The organism is Planctomycetia bacterium (assembly GCA_034440135.1).
In the GTDB taxonomy this organism is placed as follows: Bacteria; Planctomycetota; Planctomycetia; order Pirellulales; family JALHLM01; genus JALHLM01.
In genome coordinates this window covers 1-3,383 of sequence record JAWXBP010000375.1, presented here as the reverse complement: position 1 = coordinate 3,383, position 3,383 = coordinate 1, and the positions used below count along the sequence as shown (strand labels likewise).

General features: G+C 59.3%; 4 protein-coding genes. 3 read left to right on the top strand and 1 reads right to left on the bottom strand.

Features of this window, described 5'->3' with window-relative positions; translation table 11 throughout:
• Nucleotides 1-298, bottom strand: a 298-nt coding sequence (locus SGJ19_22250) for a hypothetical protein (protein ID MDZ4782976.1), incomplete at its 3' end; no start/stop codon positions are given.
• Nucleotides 299-602: 304 nt separating this feature from the next.
• Here SGJ19_22250 and SGJ19_22245 point away from each other — a divergent pair.
• The 3 genes from SGJ19_22245 to SGJ19_22235 form a co-directional block, all read left to right on the top strand.
• The gene (locus SGJ19_22245; protein MDZ4782975.1) at nucleotides 603-2,234 is read left to right on the top strand and encodes a CTP synthase; all 1,632 of its coding nucleotides are present in this window, start codon (nucleotides 603-605) and stop codon (nucleotides 2,232-2,234) included.
• Between the two features lie 156 nt (nucleotides 2,235-2,390).
• A complete protein-coding gene (locus SGJ19_22240; protein MDZ4782974.1) occupies nucleotides 2,391-2,798 on the top strand; it encodes a DUF1844 domain-containing protein in 408 nt (135 codons plus the stop codon).
• Between the two features lie 8 nt (nucleotides 2,799-2,806).
• On the top strand, nucleotides 2,807-3,383 hold a 577-nt coding region (locus SGJ19_22235; GenBank protein ID MDZ4782973.1), incomplete at its 3' end, for a hypothetical protein.

Below are 3,383 nucleotides of genomic sequence, written 5' to 3'. Positions count from 1 at the left end.
CTTCCAGCGCGAACACGCAATCGAACTGCCGCTTCAGTTCACTGAGATCCCGGTATTCATGCTCGCCCTGCGGGTCAATATCAAGCGATTCGTACACGATCCCCGGCCGCGCCGCACGCAGCTTATCGCCCATCGAACGATCCCCCGCGCCGATTTCCAGCACGGCCGCTCCATCCATGATCTCAGCCAACAGCACGTCCCGCACCCGACGCTCAATCGGCACGGAAAAAATCCCCCCAAACCTCGCGGCAATCCCGCGGCGACGACGGTATTGCGCGGACCAGGAGGGGAGGGACATGGTGGAGGAGTTTGAGGTTCTCGGGGGAGGGAGTAGGTGGAGGAGCAAGTAGGCGGAGTAGGTGAAGTAGTAAGTAGGTGAAGTAGATTGGGCCTCAACAAGCCACTCGATCTCCCCATCGCTTACTTATCACGGATCACTCCTCACTCATCACTTCCTGCCCCCCCTCCGTGCCCTCCGAGATCTCCGTGGTGAAAACCCGGCATCCCCGGCGGGGCTACAAACCCGGGGCGGTGGCATGGTAGCATGATAGCGTCTCAAACAGATCCCCTTTCGCCCGACAGGATGCCAGCGCGAAACCTCTATGACTAAACACATCTTCGTGACCGGCGGCGTGGTAAGTTCCCTCGGAAAAGGGCTGACGAGCGCCTCGATCGGCATGCTGCTGGAACGCCGCGGGCTGAGCGTGCGGATGCAGAAGCTCGATCCGTATATCAACGTCGATCCCGGCACGATGAGTCCCTACCAGCACGGCGAAGTTTACGTGCTGGACGACGGCAGCGAGACCGATCTCGACCTGGGGCATTATGAGCGGTTCACCAACAGCCCGCTGACGCGCGACTCGAATTACACGACGGGGCAGATTTACCTGTCGGTAATCAACAAAGAGCGGCGCGGCGAGTTCCTGGGCAAGACCGTACAGGTGATTCCGCACATCACCAACGAAATCAAGTCGGTGATCCACAAGCTGGCCGACGATCAGGTCGACGTGGTGATCACCGAGATCGGCGGCACCGTCGGCGATATCGAAAGCCAGCCGTTTCTGGAAGCGATTCGGCAGTTCTCGCTCGACGTGGGCAAGGAAAACTGCCTCTACATCCATTTGACGCTCGTGCCGTACCTCAAGGCGGCCGGCGAGCTTAAGACCAAGCCGACGCAGCATTCGGTCGGCCTGTTGCGACAGATCGGTATCGCGCCGGACGTGTTGATTTGCCGCACGGAGCGCTCGCTGAGCCACGAAGATCGCGAAAAAATCGCCCTCTTCTGCAACGTGCCCATCGAGGCCGTGATCGAGGAGAAGGACAAAGATTTCTCGATCTACGAGGTGCCGCTGAGCCTGGTGGACAATCGGCTTGACGAACTGATCGTGCGCCGCCTGGGCTTGAAGATGGGCCGCCTGGAACTGAACGATTGGCACGATTTGCTGCATCGGCTGCGCAACCCCGAGCACGAAATCAGCATCGCCGTCGTCGGTAAATACGCGGAGCACCGAGACGCGTACAAGTCGATTTACGAGGCGCTCGATCACGCCGGCGTGGCCAATACCGCGCAAATCCGCGTGCAGCGCATTCAGGCCGAGGAAGTCGAGCGTGAAAGTCCGGAGCGTTTGTTGGCCGGCTACGACGGCCTGCTGGTGCCCGGCGGTTTTGGCGAGCGCGGCATCGAAGGCAAGGTCGATTCCATTCGCTACGCCCGGGAGCGCGGGATCCCGTTCTTCGGCATCTGCCTCGGTATGCAATGCGCGGCGATCGAGTTTGCCCGGAATGTCGTCGGTTTGACCGGCGCGCACTCGACGGAATTCAATAAGGACGCGCCGCATCCGGTGATTTGCCTGCTCGATGAGCAGCGGAGCATCATCGACAAGGGGGGCACGATGCGGCTGGGCGCGCAGCCGGCGATGTTGCAGGCCGGTTCGCACGCGTCGAACAGCTATCGCGCCGAGCAAGTTCACGAGCGGCACCGTCACCGCTACGAGTTCAACAACGTCTATCGCCAGCAGTTTTCGGCCCATGGGATGAACTTCACCGGCCTCAGCCCCGACGGCGGATTGGTGGAAATCATCGAACTGCCGGATCACCCCTGGTTCCTGGCGGTGCAATTCCACCCGGAGTTCAAATCGAAACCGACGCAAGCACACCCGCTGTTCGCCGGGTTCATCGCGGCGGCGGTGGAGCGCCACACGCAACGGACCGATCGGGCGGCGGAGCGGCGGTAGGAGGATTCACCACGAAGACACGGAGGAGAGAGGACGTGATGAGTGATGAGTGATGAATCGAGAACGCGAGGTACAGGAATTCGGAAGCGATTGAGGGAATTGTCGGCGCTGGCGTCTCCCACTGAAAACTGAACACTGAAAACTTCAAACTCCCCCATGCCTGACGAAAAGCCCCGCATAATTGTTGATGAGGATTGGAAATCACAAGTTGAGTGCGAGAGAGAGCTGGCGCGCCATCAGGCCGAACAGCCACCGGCGCCGGCCGTGGAGCAGGAACAAGCGACCAGTTTCCCGCCGGCGAGCTTGGAACTGCTGGTGTCGATGTTCGCCACCGAAGCCCTGATGGCGATGGGGCAAATCCCGCATCCGGTTTCCGGTAAGCACGAAGCCTACTTGCCCCAGGCCAAGCACCTGATCGATCTGTTGCAGGTGCTGGAGGATAAGACGAAAGGGAACCGCACCGACGAAGAATCGAAAATGTTCGACCAGGTGCTGCACGAACTACGTTTGGCGTTCGTAGCGGTGCAGAAGCATCTCGAAACGTTGCCGAAGACAACTGCGTAGAGTGCGCCATGTCCTTTACGGTGCCCTATTCACGTCCGACGGCGCTTTCGGATCCTTATTTCGATCACAGCGAGGAAGTTTGCCAGCGCATCCTTGCCACACCGGACGGCGAGTTGGACTGGAGCGATTTTCAGGCAATTCTCGGGCCGTTTCTGCCGGCCGGGACCTACGAGGAAGCCGTCTATTTCTTGCCAATGGCGTTCGACTATTGCCTGTCGAACGAAAGAGATGGCATTGAAGTGATCACGTCAGTAATCTGGTTCAGCTCGCAATTTGCGGATCGACTGAAGCACGACCGCGTCGTCGATGCAGCACGAAACGCCATCACGGATATTTTATTGCAGGCGACTCGCAACTTTCGGGTGGTGCATCTGGATCGCGACGCGTGTGCGAAACAGGGCTGGGGATTGCAATATGAAGACATTGTGTTGCTCAGCCGACACGTTTGTTGCGCTGTCGAAGATCTGACCAGGTTTGCTCGACACTACGACCTGGCGGACTGGCTTGTGGGACGGCTGGCGTATCATCGAGATGATGTCGTCAGGGCGGCTTGGTTTCTCGAGCTCGCGCGAAAATTGCAAGACG

Coding starts and splice junctions, on each gene's coding strand:
- SGJ19_22240 (MDZ4782974.1), top strand. CDS start 2,391: ATGCCTGACGAAAAGCCCCGCATAATTGTTGATGAGGATTGGAAATCA.
- SGJ19_22245 (MDZ4782975.1), top strand. CDS start 603: ATGACTAAACACATCTTCGTGACCGGCGGCGTGGTAAGTTCCCTCGGA.